The sequence below is a fragment of the Alteromonas sp. LMIT006 genome, assembly GCF_024300645.1.
GTDB lineage: Bacteria > Pseudomonadota > Gammaproteobacteria > Enterobacterales > Alteromonadaceae > Opacimonas > Opacimonas immobilis.
In genome coordinates this window covers 584,407-602,883 of the sequence record NZ_CP101291.1, presented here as the reverse complement: position 1 = coordinate 602,883, position 18,477 = coordinate 584,407, and the positions used below count along the sequence as shown (strand labels likewise).

General features: G+C 39.5%; 13 protein-coding genes and 2 pseudogenes. 8 read left to right on the top strand and 7 right to left on the bottom strand.

Features of this window, described 5'->3' with window-relative positions; translation table 11 throughout:
* Positions 1–3: 3 nt before the first annotated feature.
* From NLG07_RS02785 to cadR, 6 genes are all read right to left on the bottom strand, one after another.
* The gene (locus tag NLG07_RS02785; RefSeq protein WP_254856189.1) at positions 4–3,168 is read right to left on the bottom strand and encodes an efflux RND transporter permease subunit; all 3,165 of its coding nucleotides are present in this window, start codon (positions 3,166–3,168) and stop codon (positions 4–6) included.
* Between the two features lie 15 nt (positions 3,169–3,183).
* Positions 3,184–4,956: an efflux RND transporter periplasmic adaptor subunit gene (locus tag NLG07_RS02780; RefSeq protein ID WP_254856188.1), complete on the bottom strand. Its 1,773-nt coding sequence runs from the start codon at positions 4,954–4,956 to the stop codon at positions 3,184–3,186.
* Positions 4,956–6,383, bottom strand: a complete 1,428-nt coding sequence (locus NLG07_RS02775) for a TolC family protein (protein ID WP_254856187.1) — start codon at positions 6,381–6,383, stop codon at positions 4,956–4,958. Before NLG07_RS02775 ends, NLG07_RS02780 begins: the two co-directional genes overlap by 1 nt.
* Positions 6,383–6,880 carry a DUF411 domain-containing protein gene (locus NLG07_RS02770; RefSeq protein WP_254856186.1) on the bottom strand — a complete coding sequence of 166 codons (498 nt, stop codon included), beginning with the start codon at positions 6,878–6,880 and terminating at the stop codon, positions 6,383–6,385. Before NLG07_RS02770 ends, NLG07_RS02775 begins: the two co-directional genes overlap by 1 nt.
* Positions 6,881–6,987: 107 nt before the next feature.
* Positions 6,988–7,368: a hypothetical protein gene (locus tag NLG07_RS02765; RefSeq protein ID WP_254856185.1), complete on the bottom strand. Its 381-nt coding sequence runs from the start codon at positions 7,366–7,368 to the stop codon at positions 6,988–6,990.
* Between the two features lie 485 nt (positions 7,369–7,853).
* Positions 7,854–8,243 (bottom strand): Cd(II)/Pb(II)-responsive transcriptional regulator, encoded by a 390-nt coding sequence (gene cadR / locus NLG07_RS02760; RefSeq protein WP_254856184.1) that lies wholly within the window; start codon positions 8,241–8,243, stop codon positions 7,854–7,856.
* A 79-nt stretch (positions 8,244–8,322) separates the two neighbouring features.
* Here cadR and NLG07_RS02755 point away from each other — a divergent pair, with 79 nt between their 5' ends.
* Both NLG07_RS02755 and NLG07_RS02750 read left to right on the top strand, forming a co-directional pair.
* On the top strand, positions 8,323–8,982 hold the full coding sequence (locus tag NLG07_RS02755; protein WP_254856183.1) for a cation transporter: 660 nt from the start codon (positions 8,323–8,325) through the stop codon (positions 8,980–8,982).
* 10 nt (positions 8,983–8,992) lie between these two features.
* Positions 8,993–9,451 (top strand): annotated as a pseudogene (locus tag NLG07_RS02750) (transglutaminase family protein); the annotation flags it as partial.
* 20 nt (positions 9,452–9,471) lie between these two features.
* Here the strand turns inward: NLG07_RS02750 and NLG07_RS02745 are convergent.
* A protein-coding gene (locus NLG07_RS02745) for an IS3 family transposase (protein ID WP_254856061.1) occupies positions 9,472–10,625 on the bottom strand; the annotation gives its coding sequence in 2 pieces (ribosomal slippage) (positions 9,472–10,385 and positions 10,385–10,625; 1,155 coding nt in all).
* Positions 10,626–10,694: 69 nt separating this feature from the next.
* Here NLG07_RS02745 and NLG07_RS02740 point away from each other — a divergent pair.
* The 6 genes and pseudogenes from NLG07_RS02740 to NLG07_RS02715 all read left to right on the top strand — a co-directional run.
* Positions 10,695–10,961: pseudogene (locus tag NLG07_RS02740) on the top strand (transglutaminase); the annotation flags it as partial.
* Positions 10,954–11,862 carry a cation diffusion facilitator family transporter gene (locus NLG07_RS02735; RefSeq protein ID WP_254856182.1) on the top strand — a complete coding sequence of 303 codons (909 nt, stop codon included), beginning with the start codon at positions 10,954–10,956 and terminating at the stop codon, positions 11,860–11,862. The pseudogene NLG07_RS02740 and the gene NLG07_RS02735, both read left to right, overlap by 8 nt.
* Before the next feature lie 61 nt (positions 11,863–11,923).
* The gene (locus tag NLG07_RS02730) at positions 11,924–12,274 is read left to right on the top strand and encodes a hypothetical protein (protein WP_186507790.1); all 351 of its coding nucleotides are present in this window, start codon (positions 11,924–11,926) and stop codon (positions 12,272–12,274) included.
* Positions 12,275–12,355: 81 nt separating this feature from the next.
* Entirely contained in the window at positions 12,356–13,573 is a 1,218-nt protein-coding gene (locus tag NLG07_RS02725) for a TolC family protein (protein ID WP_254856181.1), read from the top strand.
* A 54-nt stretch (positions 13,574–13,627) separates the two neighbouring features.
* On the top strand, positions 13,628–14,917 hold the full coding sequence (locus NLG07_RS02720) for an efflux RND transporter periplasmic adaptor subunit (RefSeq protein ID WP_064435651.1): 1,290 nt from the start codon (positions 13,628–13,630) through the stop codon (positions 14,915–14,917).
* 11 nt (positions 14,918–14,928) lie between these two features.
* Positions 14,929–18,129: an efflux RND transporter permease subunit gene (locus NLG07_RS02715; protein WP_254856180.1), complete on the top strand. Its 3,201-nt coding sequence runs from the start codon at positions 14,929–14,931 to the stop codon at positions 18,127–18,129.
* Positions 18,130–18,477 lie beyond the last annotated feature (348 nt).

Below are 18,477 nucleotides of genomic sequence, written 5' to 3'. Positions count from 1 at the left end.
CTGCTAAGCATTATTCTTTAGCTCCGCGTTAGAAAGCTCTTTATTAAAGGCATTTACTTCAGGCTTTTTAACGATTGAATAAATGGCTGGAAGCACAATTAGTGTTAACAAAACAGCACTTGTCATTCCGCCTACCATAGGTGCTGCAATACGACTCATTACCTCAGAGCCTGTACCTGTACCATATAAAATAGGCATTAAACCGATAATGATTGTGGCAACCGTCATCATAACAGGGCGCACTCGTAAGCCTGCACCGTGCAATAATGCATCTTGGTAAGCATCATCTGAAATAAGTTCTGCTCGCTCCTCGGCTTTTTCCTTAAGTTCAGCGAGTGCTTGATTGAGATAAACCAGCATTATCACACCTATCTCAACAGCAACACCAGCCAGAGCAATAAAGCCTACACCAACAGCTACAGAGAAGTTAAAGCCTTCTAAATACATCAGCCATAAGCCACCGATCATCGCCATTGGCAAGGTCACTATGATGATCGCAACCTCACTAAACGCTCTGAAATTCAAATAAAGCAAAATAACAATTATGGCGAGCGTCAATGGAACAACATAAGTTAGCTTGGCCTTCGCTCTTTCCATATATTCATATTGGCCAGCCCACGTAATTGAATATCCTGCTGGTAATATTAGGTTGTTGGCTAAGTGTTTTTTTGCACTTTCAACATAAGTACCAACATCAACGCCCTCTATATCAATGAACGTCCAGCCATTAATACGAGCATTTTCGCTTTTAATCCCCGGAGGACCTACTTCTACTTTTATTTCAGCTACGTCACCTAAAGCGATACGTTGCCCATTAGGAGTGACAACGGGTAATCGTGATAACTGTTCCGGAGAGTCTCGATAATCTTGTGGGTATCGCAAGTTGACAGGGTAACGCTCTTGCCCTTCAATAGTTTGAGTGACATTCATCCCTCCAATAGCAGTTGACACTACTTGCTGCACGTCATCGATATTTAATCCAAAACGGCTTGCCTTTTCACGCGAAATATCAACTTTAATATATCGTCCACCTGCAACTCGTTCAGAATAAACTGAAGCTGTCCCTGTCACCTCTGGTAACAATTGCTCTATTTGTTGCCCTATCTCTTGAATCGTATTTAAATCAGCTCCTGCTACTTTAATACCTACTGGCGTTTTAATACCTGTTGCCAACATATCAATACGAGTTTTGATTGGCATAACCCAAGCATTCGTCAAGCCCGGAAACTTAACCAACTTATCAAACTCAGCTTTTAGAGATTCTGTTGTAACTCCCTCACGCCACTCTTCTTGAGGCTTCAACTGAATGAAGGTCTCAATCATAGTTAGAGGCGCGGGATCAGTTGCAGTTTCAGCTCTTCCTACTTTACCAAATACTGTTTCAACTTCTGGCACTGTTTTAATTAGCTTGTCTGTCTGCTGTAGAATTTCTCTTGCCTTACCAATGGAAATTCCCGGATAGGTAGTCGGCATATACATAAGATCGCCTTCGTCTAAAGGAGGAATAAATTCACTACCAATTTTATCGACAGGCCAAAAACCAACAATCGTCACTAATATTGCTGCTACTATTGTCGATTTAGGAAACTTCATAACTTGCTTTAAAACAGGCATGTAGATAGCAATAAGCAGTCTGTTTAAAGGGTTTTTCTTTTCTGAAACAATTTTTCCTCGAATAAAATACCCCATTAAAACAGGAACTAATGTTATCGCTAAGCCTGCTGATGCGGCCATTGCATATGTTTTTGTGTAAGCAAGTGGAGAAAACATTCTTCCTTCTTGCGCTTCCAAAATAAATACTGGCAAGAATGAGACTGTAATGATGAGCAAACTAAAAAATAGTGCTGGACCGACTTCACTTGCAGCTTTCGAGACTATTTGCCAACGATTTTCATCCGTTAGTGGCGTTTTTTCCATATGCTTATGCATATTTTCAATCATCACTATCGCACCATCTGTCATCGCGCCAATAGCAATAGCAATACCACCTAATGACATAATGTTGGCATTAATTCCTTGCATGTGCATGATGATAAATGACGCTAAGATGCCAATAGGTAAAGTAACAACTGCTACAATTGATGAGCGCAAATGAAATAAAAATGCAACACATACAATTGCAACGACCGCAAGCTCTTCGAGTAATTTACCCCAAAGGTTTTCTACAGCTTCTCCAATTAGGCCAGAACGGTCATAAACCGTGACTATTTCAACTCCTTCAGGCAACCCTTTTTTTAACTCTTCTAATTTAGCTTTTACACCATCAATTGTTTTTTGTGCGTTTTCGCCAAAGCGCATAACAACAACACCACCAACGACTTCTCCTTCACCATTTAGTTCAGCAATGCCTCGTCTCATTTGTGGACCTAGGTTGACTTCCGCCACATCGCCAATGGTAAGCGGGGTTCCTTGTGCGTTAACACCAAGAGGGATCAACTCTATGTCGGAAATACTTTTGATATAGCCAGTTGCGGTAACCATGTACTCTGCTTCCGCCATTTCAACAACTGAGGCACCTGTTTCTTGGTTACCACGTTTAAGTGCCATTTGAATGTGACTAAGTGGTATACCGTAGGCTCTTAATTTATCGGGATCGACTTGTATTTGATATTGTTTAACCATGCCACCAACAGCAGCAACCTCAGAAACTCCCGGTACAGTTTGCAATTCATATTTTAAGAACCAATCTTGAATACTACGCAATTGGCTAATATCTAAGCTGCCCGTTTTGTCTACAAGGGAATATAAATAAACCCAGCCAACGCCTGTGGCGTCAGGTCCTAGTTGTGGGCGTGCGGTAGCAGGTAGCGAAGGGGCTACTTGACTTAAATATTCAAGTACTCTGCTCCTTGCCCAATATAAATCGGTGTCTTCATCAAAGATGACATAAACAAAGGAGTCTCCAAAAAATGAATACCCCCGAACTGTAATAGCCCCCGGAACTGACAGCATTGCTGTTGTTAAAGGGTAAGTAACTTGATCTTGCACTACTTGTGGTGCCTGACCGGGATAATTCGTTTTAATTATCACTTGAACATCAGAAAGATCTGGTAATGCATCAACTGGTGTATTTTTAATTGAGAATAACCCACCACCAATCAAAATTAAGGTAGCTAAGATGACGAAAAAGCGATTACCTATCGACCACCTAATAATTGATTCAATCATTATTTATCTCCTAACTTAATGATTTGAATGGTCAACAGCACTTTTAGGTTCATGCTTTAGTTGCTCATTTGATTCAAGATAGATTTCAGTGATAACCAAATTATTTCTCACCTCAAAAGTGAAAGTGACGTTATCACCAACATTGAAATCAACTATTTCTATATTGTCCGCGACGATAAAATCCATCGTCGCAGCAGGTCTATCCCATTTCTCTATTGGGCCTCGGCTAATATTTAGAATACGCGTATCAACATTAATCGCATTGATTAGACCTGATACTGTTGCTGAAGATACTTCTTCACCTATATCAGCGGCCTCACTCATGATATGAATTCCAGTAATTTCATATCCACCATCTTCGGTTTTACTCACCTCAAAGTGCAAAGATTGACCAGACTTTAATGAGTCAATATCAACTTTTTCAGCCACAGTAAAATCCATAACCATCTCAGGCCAATCCCAAGCTTCAGCAGGGCCGTGACTGATATTAACCATGCGATGCCCAGTCATAACACTATTAACATCACCTTGCATCCAAACAGAGTTGGGCACTTCATCGTGAGTCATTCGTTTAAAGTCAGAGCTTTTACTTGATTCAGAATCAATCAAGAATTGAGCTGATGTCACCACAACATCATCTTCATTAAGGCCCTCTAAGATTTCGATACTATCGATATCAACACGGCCAATAGTCACTTCAATAGATTTAAACTGGCCATCCCCTAACGCAAGTACAACTCTGTCTTGTTTACCTGTTCGAATAACAGCTTCTTTAGGCACAAGTATGGTGCTATCAGCTTGATTAGCGTGAATAGAGACTTGTGCGAACATGTTTGGTTTTAATTGATAGTCTGGGTTGTCAAACTTCAACCTCACTCTGAGTGTGCGTGTTTTACTGTTCAAGGTTGGATAGACATAATCAACGACACCAGCCCAGTCCTCACCGGGTAAATAGTCAAGTGTCATTGATACAGGAAGTCCCTCTTCAATTAAGGCTGCGTCACGTTCAAACACTTCTGCTTCAACCCAAACTTGATCTAGCTGACCAATGCTTAATATGGTGTTTCCCGGCTTTACATAAAAACCCTCTCTAATCTTCAAACCATCAACAACACCTGCCTGAGGGGAGTAAAAGGTGATGTTTTGCTGAACCTTTCGTGTCTTTTCTAGCTTTTGAATAAAGTCTGCTGAAAGCTGTAACGCTTTAAGCCGATCTTTGGCCGCCGCAATTAAGGAACTATTATTGCGCTTTATAGCTATTAATAGTTCTTCTTGCGCGTTAACTAGCTGAGGAGAATATAGTGTATATAGAGGCTGCCCTTTCTCAACAGGATTACCTGCGGCTTTGACGTAGAGCTTTTCTATCCAACCATCTACACGTGGATGGATGTGAATTAGCTTATCTTCATCATATTGAACGTAACCTACGGTTGATATTTCAGTATGCATATTTTTAAGCTCAACAGGAGCTGTGCGAACCCCAAGATTATTCACTACATGAGGCGCGATTTTTACGGCTCCGGGGCCAAAGTCATCACCAGATGATCCTTCTTCATACACAGGAATTAAATCCATACCCATAGGCGACTTACCGGGCTTGTCACGGCGGTAATTAGAATCCATCGGTGCAACCCAATACAGCGGTTTTTTCTCTCCTGATGTAGCTTCATTGCCATTACCGCTTGAACCTGTACCTTGATATAAACTTAATGCTCCAGCACCTAGTGCTGCCCCAATGATGATGGCGGCTACTAGTTTCAAATTTGGTGTTTTAGTATTCGTTGACATTATTTTTCTCCAAATTGCTGATTGGATAAGTGCTGATTCATTCTGTGCGAAGTGTGCATTGGCTTATGCTCAGCATTTGAGTTAGTTTGAGAGTACGAAAAGAAATAGTTAATGCGAGCAACTGTTTTAAGTGCGTCAACATCAATTTTTAAGGCTGATATTCTGGCATTTAATTCGGCAATTCTTGCTCGAACAACTTCGGCAAAATCGCCATCATCGTTGGTGTAAGCCGTCAATGACGCTTCAGCTTGGTCATGCGTTTGTTTGAGAAGTTGTTTTTGATAAATAGACTGCCTGTCAGATAAACGTTTAAGCTGTCTAAGCTCCTTTTCCACCGCACTGATCATTTGTTTTGTCAGCAATAATTTCTCGGTTTTTATAGCTTCTGAATCAGCAATAGAAGCTGCAACTTGCTTATCTTGTCTATTCTCAGTGAACAAAGGCAAATCAAACGTTACCCCAACAGAAAATAAATCAGCTCGGCTATCACCAGAAGGCATATTGTCACGATAGGCATAGCTCGCATTGACACCCCATTGCGGCTCATATTGCTGTTTGGCTAACTCAACTCCTTTTTCTGAAGCTTTGCGTTTTACATCAATTGCAAGTATGGCTGGATGATTAGCAAGTTCCTGAGCCAATAGATTTCTTGAGTAATTAGATGCTGTTAGGACTGTTGGATTGTTCAATCGAATCGAAGGCAATTCTTTTGAGACGCTAAACTCTAGTGGTTGCGCGTCAAAGTTGAATGATTCATTTAAGCGAGCAGCATCGTAAATATGAAGCCACTCATTAAGGCGAGCGATTGTCGTTTCTAGTTTCTGCTTTTGCGAAGTTAACCTGTCATCTAACTGCACGATTTCCAATTGAGCACGAATAACATCTTGCTGTCTGGTTTTACCAACAACGTTTGAGTAGCTAGCTTTAGCCACTTCTGCCATCTGCTCAAAAAGCGCCCAATCTTCTTCTATCAATTTAATGGTCTGTTGGGCTAAGTAAGCATCTAGCCAAAGCTGTGACACTTGGCTTTTCAACTTCGCTTTACGATCCTCACGTAGCAATGGAAATTTCGTGGACTCGATTTTTAACTGGTCTTGTTTGATCTCTAGACTATCTCCTCTCGGAAACATTTGAGAAACACCAACCTTTAGCTGAGTCATTCCTTCCTGATCTAAATCCCAAGTATCTGTTGGTAAATTCATTATCCCTAGCGATACTTTCGGGTCAGGCAAAGTACCTGAAGCGATACTTCTATTTTCAACCGCACTTTGTTTCAATCGGCTACCATGAAGCCAAGGGTCATTTTGCTGAGCTAAGGTGATAGCTTGTTCAAGCGACACTACTTTCTCAGCTTGAACAGAGAATACAGATAAGCCGAGCAGTAGCGCAGTTGAAAGTGACGTAAGGTTTGAAGCGTTCAATTTCATTAGAATTGCTCCTCGTATGTCTTAACTTTTGCATAGACTTCACTCGTTCCATCTTTAAATAGAATTAACACTTTGTATGGCATAAAGCGGTCACCGACTTCCATACCGGGAGAGCCAACTGGCATTGCTGGAACTGAAAGCCCAATCGCATTCGGGTGCTCTTCTGATAAGAACTGCTGAATAAATTTAGCAGGTACGTGACCTTCAAAGGCAAATCCGTTTCTACTCACTGCCGTGTGGCAGGAACGGTAATTAGGCTTGATACCATACTTAGTTTTGATGTTGCTGATGTTTCGAAAATCTTTGGAGTGCGCAACAATCCCTTCGTCTTCAATATGAGTTATCCATTTTTTACAACACCCACAAGTAGGGGTTTTATAAACGATTAACTCCAAAGGTGTTACGTCGTGATTGTCTGCATGGTTATGTTCATTAGCGTTTGCAAACGCAGGTGAAAGCAGCATTACAACTGCTATTTTTAAATACTTATTGATCATTTTTGCCCCCAGACATCGCTGGAAAATATCTATAGCGCTACGACGCTATATTGACTAACAGAAAAATTAATTACATGTGCGCAAAATTTGGGCGCACTAATCCTGTATTAGGCAAAAATTGGTGGACGATAAAGGGAAGTGGAAATTGAATGAGGTTGTTTAGATTGCAGAGCAGCTACAGATTCACTCAATATTTGAATATCTGTCGAATCAACACTGGAATATAGGACTGTCGTAGATGAGCAAGCATTTGCAGGACAAACACATTCAACATCACAACAATCTTCTGATTGACCATTACTGCTTTTATTCATATCACCATGATCCATTCCTTTATGATGACTCATCTTGGAATGATCCATGTTCATGTGTGATTCGTGAGAACCTGATGACATTTCGCAAGACATAGCAGAATACGCAAATGCTTGCCCTACAAAGGCAAACAGCATAAGCGTTATTACTAAGACTTTTGAAAATGCTTTAGACATAAAATTCTCATAAAAATATACATCGCCTATACTAATGTAAATTTTCGACTAAGTAAATTGATACTGTGTAAACATTTATGAATATTTGATTATCGTCAGTTTTTTCAAAGGGGTACATGTAGCATTCATAATCTCATTTGACGGTTAGTAGTCAAAAGTTATACCAGTGCACATGGTTGATACATCTCTAATTCTGACTCGTTTATCTTGTAAATGCATATACATCCCCGTCAAAGGTATTGATATACAGCGAAGGAGTATGCTCGCTTATTGATAAACAATACGTCCTTAATGACATTAATTTAATGTCTCGTAGACTCAAAATGGTCACGTTAGGTGCTCACGATACTAGCGACAAATCTCTATTGTTAGTTGAGAGAGTTTGCCGGGGAACTCAAATCTGTTCGTGTGGGTAAGAAAATAACTATTAATTAGCCTGTATCAATAATCAAGGTGAGTTAAAAAAGAGTCTTTTATACATCACTTTAGCTATCTAATGACTTAATTATCCCACACCCTTCAATGGTATTATCAGAATTACACGTACTAGCCATTTGTTGTAATTCGTTTTTTAAGGCTTTTAATTCTTTCATGCGTTTTTTTACCAAAGCTAATTGTTGCGCAATCAGCGCATTTACACTTGAGCAACTTTCCTCTGGTTTATTTTTTAGGTCGATAAGACGTTTAATATCTATAAGAGAGATATCGAGACTGCGACAATGTTTTACGAATTCTAATTGCTTCAAAGCGGTAACGTCATACAATCTGAAGTTACCTTCTGTACGCTCTGGATCAGAAAGTAATCCTTCTTTTTCATAGAATCTAATAGTTTGTATAGAACAACCGGATGTTTTCGATAATTCACCTATTTTCATAATATTTTCTTTTTAAACTTGACTCTATAGTTACTATAGGTTTTACACTTGAATTATACAAGTAAGGCGGAGTAAAAAAATGAGCGGTTGTGGCTGTGAAGTAGAATTAAAAGATGACCAACAAAAAACAGTGCTTTATTGGCTTTTAGCCATAAATGCCACGATGTTTGTATTTGAAATTGGTTTAGGTTGGTTATCTGAATCAACCGCATTAATTGCTGATTCGTTAGATATGCTAGCTGATGCTATCGTCTATGCCATTGCCTTATATGCCGTGGGGAAGTCAATCCAACATAAAGCTTATGCAGCATTAGTAAGTGGTTATTTCCAATTGGGGTTAGGGGTTCTAATTCTTCTCGATATATCTAGGCGACTAGTTGGAGAAAGTGAGCCTCATTCTTGGTTTATGATTGGAGTTGGTTCTGTGGCATTAATCGCTAATGTCATTTGTTTGATGCTTATACGAAAGCACAATAATGATGAAGTGCATATGAGGGCTAGCTGGATATTTTCAGCTAATGATGTGATCGCAAACCTTGGTGTCGTATTTGCTGGCATCCTTGTCATGGTGCTAGAACAACGCTGGCCTGATATTGTTATTGGTAGCATCATTTCAATGTTAATTCTTCGAGGTGCTTACATGATATTAACGGATGCCAAACAAGAATTAGTATCGGCTCAATATACATCTGAAGTATCAGATAAAAATAAACAATCAACCTGCTGCAATTCAAAGTAAGGAAGCTCTTATGAATCAAGAATATCTTAAAAAAACTGAGATAGTTAATTTTGAACACCCCACTATCCAATCATTAATAACAGAGCGAAAATGGCATGTGCTTGATGACTACAACAAGATTGGCACTGCTTATCAGTTTGTAAAAGACGAAATACTATTTGGCTATAACGAAAGCGACGATATTTCCGCAAGTAAAGTTTTATCTGACGGATACGGGCAATGTAACACTAAGGGCAACCTTTTAATGGCCTTATTACGTGGATTAGGAATTCAGTGCCGATTTCACGGGTTTACAATAGATCAGCAATTACAAAAAGGAGCTATTCCTAACTATGTCTTTTGGTTAGCACCCAAATACATTATTCACAGTTGGGTTGAAGTTTACTTTGAAGGACGTTGGATCAACTTAGAGGGCTTTATTTTAGACAATCAATATCTCACTTCAATACAGCAAAAGTTTAATCAAATAAATGGTAAGGCCTGACTTCTCTAGACACTTTCTACCCGTTTAAAATATTCACGCTCAAAGTTATTTGGCGATACCCTATCATTTTTTGTATGTCGGCGAGTGGGATTATAAACCATCTCAATATAATGAAACACAGCTTGCTTAGCTTCAGCTCGGTTTTGATAAATTCGACGACGTATTTTTTCTTTCTTTAAATTGCTGAAAAAACTCTCTGCGACGGCATTATCATGACAGTTACCACGACGACTCATACTGGGTACAATATTGTATGCATCAAGTAGCTTTCTAAATTGCCGACTGGAATATTGAGAGCCTTGGTCTGAGTGCAAACTGACCTGCTGTTGAGGCTTTCGTCGCCAATATGCTGCTGTAATCGCTTGCATTGCTAAGTCCTCTGTCATTCTATCGCTCATGGACCAACCAACAATATTACGTGCGAATAAGTCCATGACGACGGCCAGAAAAAGAAAGCCTTCATGAGTTTTAATATAAGTAATGTCGGTCACCCACCATTGGTTAGGTCGCTCAACATTGAATTCACGATTCAACTTATTTTCGGCTACAATATCACTTTTACCGCCGTAATAACCTCGTGGCACTTTGTACCCTCTTTGCGCACGAATGCCTGATTTTCGCATTAAGCGTAAGATCCGATCACGGCCACAATATTCATTGGCATCACGAAAGTCCATGTAGATGTTACGGTAGCCATGAAAACCACCGCTCTCTATCCAAAACTGCTTAATTTTTTGTGCAAGCTGTTGGTCTGCCCGCTCTCGCTTACTGATTGGCGATTTAAGCCAGTCATAATAACCACTGGGATGAACCTCTAGCACTCGACACAAAACTCTCACGGGATAACGTGAACAACGAGACTTTATAAACCGGTATCTTTCTTTGACTCGCCGGCAAAGAATACCGCGGCTTCCTTTAACAGGTTCCTTTCTTGCTCAAGGCGCTTCAACTCACGTTTTAACCTTGCATTTTCAGCTCGTAAGTCCTGGTCTTCTACTCGTGCTTTAGTTGGCTTTGAAAATCTTTTAAGCCACGCATAAAGCGTCTTAGTGCTTATACCGAGACGTTCTGCAACATCGTTAACAGCGTAGCCATGGACAGCAACTTGATTCACTGCTTCTTGCTTAAACTCGTCTGTATATCGGATACCTTTACCCATGATTTACCTCTTATGGTTATAGTTACATTTTTACCATAAAAAGTGTCGGGAAGTCTCAGGCCTTACCAAAAAGACAATTTCTGTGGTTATGGTGTTGCAACAAAATGTTTTTCATCACCAGATACAGATTGGCGCGGAACCGACACATATATTCAAAAAGAAGGGATTCACGACGACTTTGGACTTTATAATTCCCCTGATGAGTTTTATCTTGAAAAAGGCACTAATTTGTCTGGAGTCAAACGCTGGATGTATCAAAAAGTGATCCGCCACCTAATAAATTTCAATGTCATTAATCTAAGAAAAAATAAAGCGCTGGAGGTACAAAATGCATAGTCATAGTCATAGTCATAGTCATAGTCATCAACATGGAACAGACGACAGGATTGGTTGGGCATTTTTTCTCAATGTTACCTTTACGATCATCGAATTTATTGGTGGTTGGCTCACCAACAGTACCGCTATTATGGCTGATGCGGTGCATGACTTAGGAGATAGTTTATCGATTGGCTTTGCATGGATATTAAGTCGTTTTTCAAACAAAGCAGCGCCAGATAAATACAGCTATGGTTACCGCCGACTTACACTGTTCGGGGCATTAGTAAATGGCGTTGTATTAGTAATTGGCTCAATTTGGGTGTTGTTTGAAGCAATTCCAAGGCTAACCAACCCTGAAATGCCTGTAGTTGAAGGAATGTTAGGGCTTGCGATACTCGGTGTTGCCGTAAATGGGTATGCCGTATTCAAATTAAAAGCTGGGGAAACTTTAAATGAAAAAGTACTAACTTGGCACTTACTGGAAGATGTTCTGGGTTGGGTCGCCGTTCTAATTGTTTCAATTGTGTTGTTATTTGTAGAACTGCCAATACTAGACCCACTGCTATCAATTGGTTTTACATTATTTATTTTATTTAATGTTTTCAGAAATCTAAAATCTACACTTGTTTTGTTTCTTCAAGCCGCTCCAGATGAAGAAACTCAACAGAATATCAAACAAACTTTAATTAAATTACCTGAAGTTAATGGGGTTCATCACATGCACTTTTGGTCGTTAGACGGAGAAAGTCATGTACTAACAGCTCATTTGGAGTTATCTAAAAACTCAAGTGTGAATGAACTCGTTGCATTAAAACAAACTATCGCAATTGAACTTTCAGAATATAAATTGTCTCATACAACCATTGAGTTTGAGTTTCCCAAAGAAACTTGCAGAGATGAGCATGAAAAAGAAACATAGAGCTAGTCTCAACTGTCGCTTCTTGTTATAGTTTTATCTCACAATTTTATGGGTGTCTATTTTGAATTTCACTGTTGCTTTAAGGATAATATTAGTTCTTTCGATTGTTCTACAATCGATAAGCTCTATTGCGTCTGCAACTTCTGAGAATCATCAAATCGATGTAGAGCACCTGCAAACTCAACATGACCATAAAGATGATCGCGATATTTTAAATGAAAACGCTGATGATGAACCTCATGATATCAAGGATTGTCATCATTGTGGTCATTGTAGCGGCAGCCACTTATCGTGGATATTAATTAGCAATTCAAATAGTGCAACAAAGTTATATAACAACAACCTAATACCTTATCAATTCGATCAAACAAAAGAATTTTTAGACGCTATATTACGCCCTCCTATTTCTTAAATTTCTAAATTATATCCGTCCATTTATCGATTAAAAATCGGTAAATGAGAGATTATTAATACTTAAAATTTAAGAAGTCTTATGTATAAATATATAAAAAATACAGGCACTTGCCTGTCATTCTGCCTGCTTGTAAGTATTTCATATGCCGCTTACAGCAAGCAAAAAAGTGAGTCGTGGTTAGACACACAAATAAATAAAGATCCCGAAATAATTGAAGCAAGAGAGTTGTTAATCGCAAGCAATCATCATGCAAAAAGCTTAACTCAGGCAATATATAACCCTGAGCTTGACGCAAGTTTTGAGAAAGAAGGTGATTTTAATAACTATTCAATCGGTTTGAGTCAGACCATTGATTTTTGGGATAAACGCTCTGCCAATACGTCAATTGGCGAGATAACTCTTTATGCCAGCCAGCAGCACTTATTGAATTTAATCGATTCAAAAAAGGCCGATGCGTTAATTGCTTTGACAAATTGGCAATCAGCGAAAGATACTGCACAGCTATCTACGGAGAGAGAAAGTCAACTGCAAACCTTACTTAGTATTGTGGAAGACAAACAAAAGGCGGGAATACTTGAGCCTCTAGATGCTGAGCTGGTTTACTTAAACTTGTCTCAAGTTTTTAGTGAAATAGCTGAATATCAAATAGAGCTAAAAAATGCTGAGGTTAAAGTTAAAGAGCTGCTGCCTGATTGGACACCAGAGTTAGCCAGTAAAATCTCTATTGATTTCGATGTTGAAAACTATTCATACAAAGCTGAATGGATTGAACAACACCCCCAAGTACAATTGGCTAAAGCAAAATGGAAAGAGCAACAAGCTAAAGCACAACTAACAACCATAGAGAATAAAGCTAATCCCACCATAGGGATTAGCGCAGGAAAAAATAGTGACGATAATATCGTTGGCTTAACATTCTCTATGCCTTTGAATATCAGAAATAACTATTCCGATGCTACTAAAGCGGCATATTCAGAAGCCGTTGCTGCGGAAGCTTATTTCCAATCCATTTATCGAAAACGCTCTTTTGAAGCTCAGGCCAACTATGAATCCCTCATGATCAGTAAAAAATACTATCAGCGATGGCAAAACCTTATGCAAAACCGAATTGATAATAGCGCGAGGTTGCTAAACGCTCGTTGGGAGGCTGGAGACATCAATACTTCAGACTATCTAATAGCGTTGAGCCAAAGAGCTGATGGATTGCACTCAGGCATTCAACTAGAAAAACAATTTAGACTCTCTGAAATAGCCTTCATTTGGAGCATGGGTCAATTATCTAAGTTTAAGATTTAATTAGTTAAAACGGCAATTAGAAATCTTAAACGTTAAAAGAATATAGGTAAAAAAATGAATACATTATTTAGCAAAAAATTATTAGCAATAGTAATTAGTGGACTTTTTTTAGGTGGGACATTAAGCGGTGAAGTGTATGCTCTACAAGTAAATACAATTGAACCTGTAACAGCAAATCCCAAAAAACATAAACACGAACACTCGGAAAGTGAAGAAAATCATGTAGAAGAAGGCCATCAGGAAAATGAAGGCAACCATTCTGAAAAAGACACAGAACATGACGAACATGGTCACGACCAAGAGAGCAAAAATAAAGAAACTGAAGAGGAACATGAAGAAGGTATTACTCTAAGCCCTCAAAAAATGTCACTAGCCAATATTAAAGTTCAAAGCATAAGACCTGATTATCAATTCAGTACAATCTATGCGCCCGGAGAGGTCAAAGTAGATGGTTATAGCAGCTATGTCGTTTCTCCCCGTACCGAGTCAGTGATAATAAGCAGACATACTGCACTCGGTGAACACGTAGAAAAAGGACAAAAGCTGGTCACCCTATTTAGTGAAGCAATGGCTCAAGCTCAAGCTGACTACTTGATTGCGTCAACTGAATGGCAGCGAGTAAAGAAATTAGGCAACAAAACAGTAAGTGAAAGTCGTTTACTTCAGGCTCAAACCACATTTAACGCCACATACGGAAAACTTATCGCACTAGGGTTAACTGAAAAAGCGATAAAAGACATATCAAATAAAGACATAACTTCGTTTGGCCAATATTCGCTAGTAGCTCAGCGAGAAGGAGTAGTTTTACAAGATGACTTCACCCAAGGCCAACGAGTCGATGCGGGTGATACTATCATGCTTTTGGCAGATGAAAATAAGCTGTGGGTGGAAGCTAAAGTATCACCCAACAAAAAGCTCAATCTATCAATCAACTCTCCGGCAATAGTTAAATTAGAAGGAGAGGATTATAAGGCAAAAGTTATTCAGGAAGCCCACACGATTGATCCCATCACTAGAACTCGAATCATTCGCCTAAGTGTTAATAATGCAGATGACAATCTCCATTCAGGCATGTTTGTTAAAGTATATTTTCAATTTGCCACTGAACAAAAAGTTATGGCCGTTCCAGAAGAAGCGCTAATTAGAAGTGCGGACGGAGATTGGACCGTATTTGTTGAGGATCATCCCGGTGAATTCAAAGCGACAGAGGTTGAGTTAGGTCGTTCTCTAGGTAATTTCAGAGAAATATTTGGTTTAGAAAGTGGTACTCGTGTGGTCACTCAAGGAGCGTTTTTTGTTGCTTCTGAAATAGCTAAAGGCGGATTTGATCCGCATAACCATTAAGGAGAGCCGCTATGTTTAATAAAATTATAGATTGGTCTGTAAACAACCGACTCCTTATTTTGATTGCCTTATTTGCCACTATTGTTGGCGCAATAATGGTGATCCCAAAACTGAACTTGGATGCTTTCCCTGATGTGACCAATGTTCAAGTCGCGGTTAATACTGAAGCGCCGGGGCTTGCCGCAGAAGAAGTAGAACAACTCATCACTTATCCGATTGAAGCGGTCATGTATGCGTTACCTGATGTTGAACAAGTACGTTCAATTTCCAAAACAGGGCTGTCTGGCGTTACTGTCGTTTTTAAAGAAGGGACTGATATCTATTTTGCACGGCAGCTCGTCTTTGAACGGCTTCAAGCTGCAAAAGAGTTGATACCTGACGGTGTAGGTACGCCTGAAATGGGACCAAATACGTCAGGGTTAGGTCAAGTATTTCAATACTTGCTCGTGTCAGATAAAGACGCAGGATATGACTCAATGGCGCTCAGAAGCCTCAATGATTGGATAATCAAATTGCTGATTATGCCAGTTGATGGTGTCACAGATGTCTTATCTTTCGGAGGTAATGTTAGGCAATATCAAGTGAACATAGCTCCCTCTAAGCTCCTTGCATATGGATTGTCGCAAGAAGATATCGTTAATGCACTTGATAGTAACAATGCCAACGTTGGCGGTTGGTATATAAACCGAGGACAAGAGCAGCTTGTTATTCGAGGAACGGGTTGGTTCGAAAGTGGTGAAGCAGGCATTAGCAACATTAAGCAAGTACCTGTAAAAACCGTAGATGGTACTGTTGTGACGGTTTCTGATGTAGCCAAAGTTGAACTAGGTAGTGAAATTCGACAAGGTGCGGTCACTATGACCCGTAAAACGTCCGAAGGAAAAGTTGAAAACCTAGGTGAAGTTGTCTCAGGCATTGTACTCAAGCGTATGGGTTCCAATACAAAAGCAACCATTGATGGTATTAATGCACGAATTCCACTAATCAATCAGGCATTACCTAAAGGTGTTCGATTCGAACCCTTCTATGATCAAGCTGATTTAATCGAACAAGCTGTCAGTACTGTAGTCAATGCACTAGCACTTGCCTTTATCTTTATTTGTATCGTGCTTGCCCTGTTCTTAATGAATTTAAGAGCAACGTTTCTTGTTCTTATTTCCATTCCAATATCGGTAGGTATTGCATTAATGATCATGGCTTGGTGGGGAATTTCTGCCAATCTTATGTCACTAGGTGGCATTGCCGTAGCTATTGGTATGCTTGTGGACGGCTCAGTGGTCATGGTTGAAAATATGTTTAAACATTTAAACCACCCTGATTCAACACACCAACAAAGTGTAGAAGCACGTGTTCCTAGTGATGATACTGATCCCTTTGCAATAGAAAAAGATGATCATGGTATCGAGTTGCGGCTAAAACAAGCAGGAAAAGAAGTGGCTCGCCCAGTATTTTTTGCTGCTTCTGTCATTTTAGTCGTGTTCTTGCCTTTGTTTAGCTTTGAAGGCGTCGAAGCAAAATTATTCCAGCCAATGGCAATTAGTATTATTTTAGCCATCATTTCAGCTATTGTTGTTGCCTTGTTTATCGTACCAGCACTCGCCACTTTCATGTTCAAAAAAGGCATAAAAGAAAGAGAAAGCTTTGTCGTTAAACCTTTAGATAAGCTATATAAAAAGGGGCTTAAGTTTGCACTTAAACGTACCAAGTTAATTGTTGTTACCTCGCTAATTATGGTTGTTTCGGCTTTTTCAATTATACCTTACATAGGTACTGAATTCGTTCCAGAGCTAGAAGAAGGAACAATTAACTTAAGAGCAACTCTTGCTCCTTCTTCTAGTTTAGATACTGCATTGATGGTTTCACCTATATTAGAAGAAAAGTTGATGGCATTTCCTGAAGTTACTTATGCACTAAGCCGTATCGGGCGACCTGATATTGGCGGCGATCCTGAACCAGTTAATAACATCGAGATTTATATCGGACTTAAACCTGTATCCGAGTGGACCAGTGCTTCAAACCGTTATGAACTGCAAAACAAAATGGAACAATCGCTTGAAGAGTTTCCGGGACTTTTACTGAACTTTTCTCAACCAATTGCCACCCGTGTAGATGAGTTACTATCTGGTGTAAAAGCACAACTAGCGATAAAGCTGTTTGGACCAGACCTCAATCAATTGGCAGTTAAAGGGCAAGAAATAGAATCGGCAATTAAAGAAGTTGAAGGCGCTAGAGATGTTGCGCTTGAACAAATAGCTGGTGAAGCTCAATTAGTTGTAAAGCCAAACAGACAAGAGCTTTCACGTTTTGGCCTATCGGTCGGTGATATAATGGAAGTGATACGAGATGGTATAGGTGGAGTTGAAGCAGGACAAATCATCAACGGGAATGAGCGTTATGATATATATGTGCGTTTAGAAAAAGAATATCGTAGTAATAAAGAAGCTATTTCTGATATTCGCATTCAGTCACCTACAGGTTCTTGGGTTCGTCTTGGTGATGTTGCAACAATCTCTTTTGAGTCAGGCCCTCCGCAAGTGAGAAGAGATGATGTGCAACGACGTGTTGTTATCCAAGCCAACGTGCAAAATAGAGATATGGGCAGTGTTGTTGCCGATATCAGACAGGTAATCGCCGAGAAAGTCGATTTACCTGCTGGCTACTCTGTTGCCATTGGTGGTCAATTTGAAAGTCAACAACGAGCACAACAACGGTTAGCTATAGTGGTTCCTTTATCTTTGGCGCTAATTGCTCTTTTGCTTTACTTCGCATTTGGCTCAGTTGGTCAAGCCATGTTGATTTTAGTTAATGTCCCATTGGCTGTTATCGGCGGTGTTTTCTCCTTATATTTCTCTGGGCAATACTTGTCCGTGCCAAGCTCCGTTGGCTTCATTACACTATTTGGTGTTGCAGTGTTAAATGGTGTGGTTATGGTTGAAAGTATAAACCAGCGAATTAGAGATGGCTTAGAAGTCACTGATGCTGTTTTTGAAGGAGCAACTTCTCGTTTGAGACCTGTTCTTATGACAGCAATAACATCTGCATTAGGTTTAATACCGATGTTAATGTCAAATGGTGTAGGAGCTGAAATACAACGACCACTGGCAAGTGTTATAGTTGGTGGTTTGATAACAGCAACATTACTCACATTGTTTGTTTTGCCTGTTTTATATCGCTGGTTCTCCAAAAAGAAAATTGAGGAGTTATCCCGCTAATTCAATTTTCATCAATTGTGAAGCTTCCAAGTCAAGGTATATGAATTGGAAGCTTCGCTTTATTGCTATCACTAAAAAGCTAGCTATTTCGTAAAATTACTAATCTGATCGAATATTGAATTTGTTGAAGTCATTCTAGACTCCTTATTTTCGTTATTTAATGACTTTTATGTTGCGACTTAAGTTGCTCTCTCATTTCTAAAACTCGATCTGCCGAATAAACTCCTGCCCTCATAACAACCAGTTCAACAAATGAAATATCAATTAACTTATGGTCAGCATCAATCACATAACAACTCCCACTGTAATCCCCCCACTAAACCACAGTAGTCATAAGTAGAAAATTCC